Here is a 1925-nt window from a genome sequence, read left to right on the forward strand (position 1 = left end):
GCGTGGGCGCGGGTGGGGGTGCCGTTGCGGAGGCGGCCCGCGGTGCCCGCCGCGGCCGTGCCGGCGAGGGCCAGGGCCGTCAGCCGGCGGCCCGCGCTGCGGCCGGTGCCGTGCCAGCCTCCGTGCGTGCCGTCGGCCTCGGACGGCGGCGCGTACAGGGTTCCGTCGCTGTCCGAGGCCGGCTCGCCGGTGAAGTGCGTCCGGTCGACCTTCAGGGCGAGGAGCTTCTCCGTCAGCCCGGGGGCGAGCCTCGCCTGGAGCACCAGCCCGCGCCCGAGCGCGCCGACCGCCTTCTCCCGGCGGGGCCTGCGGACGAGTCTGCGGATCGCGCGTGCGACCAGCTCCGGTGTGTACACGGGCGGCATGGCCCGCACCTCGCGGCCCGTACGGTTCGCGACGTGCCGGAAAAACGGTGTGTCGATGGTCGGGGGCAGCACGGTGGAGGGTCGCGCCGGCACTCGCACTGCCACGGACCGCCAGGGCTCAGGGCCCGCGGGGACGACCCCCGACGGCCGGGCCGTCACTTCAGCGCTATCCGCGCCCTGACCCGCTTGCCGTCGGCCCGGTGTTCGACGTCGAGACCGTCGCAGACCGCGAGGACGATCTCCAGCCCGTGCTGCCCGATCCGGGCGGCGTCCGGGGCCCGCGCCACCGGCACCAGCGCCGCGGTGTCGCAGACGGAGATGGCCAGCGCGCCCTCCGTCATCTCCAGCTCGACCCAGCACGGCCCCGGCGCGTACTTGACGGCGTTGGTGACCAGCTCGCTGACCACCAGGCGGGCGGCGTCGGCCTGCCGCCCGGTCACGGCCACCGGGCCGAGGTTCCGGGCCCGGTCCAGGAACGTGCCCGTGAAATCGCGTGCCGACGCGATCGCCCCGGCGCTGCCCGCATAGGCCGCGACCGCTCGCAGCGGCTCCACCGCGGCTCCGTACGCCGCCGCCCCGTCCTCCACTCGCCAACCTGCTCTCCGCCTCGCGCGTACCCGGTCCCGATCGGGCGGCGCGCCACCTCCCGGCACCCGAACGGGTGCCCTTCGGCCCCCCATTCTCACCCGCGCGGGAATCGGGTGTGTCCCAGCGCCGCAGCGGATCCGCAACACGCCGCTGCCCGCGCCGCGGGCATTCATGTCCCGATCGGTGGAACTCGCCCCGGTGAGGCGGTGGCGCCGGGTGCGGAAGGCCGCCGTGGCCTCCGGGGTCTCGCGGTGCGGAGGCGCTGCGTACGGGGGAGGTCGGTCGGCGTGCCTGACAGTCCGGGTGCCGTCTACGGTCGTGTCGGCAAGGAGATCGCCGCCCGCGCGGACCGGTTGTGGGACCTGGCCCTGGCCCTGCGCGCGGACCCGGAGACGGCGTTCCGCACATAGCTGCTGACGGCGGAGCTGGAACGGGAGGGGTTCCTGGTCGTGCACACGGGGTGGCCGGGGTGCCGACCGCGTTCGTCGGGCGCACGGACGGCGGCGCCGGTCCCCGCGTGGCACTGCTGATGGAGTTCGACGCGCTGCCGGCCTGGGGCACGCCTGCGGGCACAACCTGATCGCCGCGGCCGGTCTGGGCGCGGCGCCGGCCGTGCGCGCCGCGCTGGGCCGTGCCGGCGGCACGGTGCTTGCGTGCTTCATGCGCTCGCCCGGCACCACGGCGGGGATGCCCGGGGGGTAGGGGGTGAGCATGTCGGCGCTGATCCGGTCCACCGCCCGCTCCCAGGACACCCGGAGCCCGCTGGTGGCGAGCATGTCGGAGCGGAAGACCGCGTCACCGAGGGCTGCCCGTGCGCGCGGGTCGGCGCCGCGGCCCTGCTTGTGGCCGGGCGGGGTGAAAGGGGTCTGGCCGGTGGCGTGGTAGGCGGCCAAGGCGTCGAGTACGGGCGCCTTCGAGTGGTGCATGGTGGCCGACTGCCCCGGCGCCGGGGCGGAAGACCGGGAGTGGAGG

The 1925-nt window shown here is 76.3% G+C and carries 2 protein-coding genes and 2 pseudogenes; 1 reads left to right on the plus strand and 3 read right to left on the minus strand.

Going from position 1 to position 1925, the window contains the following annotated elements; all coding sequences use genetic code 11:
* A pseudogene (locus tag GUY61_RS37880) lies at window positions 1–365 on the minus strand (short-chain dehydrogenase); the annotation flags it as partial.
* Between the two features lie 155 nt (window positions 366–520).
* A complete protein-coding gene (locus tag GUY61_RS40995) occupies window positions 521–919 on the minus strand; it encodes an ATP-binding protein (RefSeq protein WP_313897039.1) in 399 nt (132 codons plus the stop codon).
* Window positions 920–1240: 321 nt separating this feature from the next.
* Here GUY61_RS40995 and GUY61_RS41715 point away from each other — a divergent pair, with 321 nt between their 5' ends.
* Window positions 1241–1363, plus strand: a complete 123-nt coding sequence (locus GUY61_RS41715) for a hypothetical protein (RefSeq protein ID WP_313897040.1) — start codon at window positions 1241–1243, stop codon at window positions 1361–1363.
* 294 nt (window positions 1364–1657) lie between these two features.
* Here the strand turns inward: GUY61_RS41715 and GUY61_RS42050 are convergent.
* Window positions 1658–1879: pseudogene (locus GUY61_RS42050) on the minus strand (ornithine decarboxylase); the annotation flags it as partial.
* Between the last annotated feature and the right edge of the window lie 46 nt (window positions 1880–1925).

The sequence above is a fragment of the Streptomyces sp. GC420 genome (assembly GCF_009916105.1).
GTDB lineage: Bacteria > Actinomycetota > Actinomycetes > Streptomycetales > Streptomycetaceae > Streptomyces.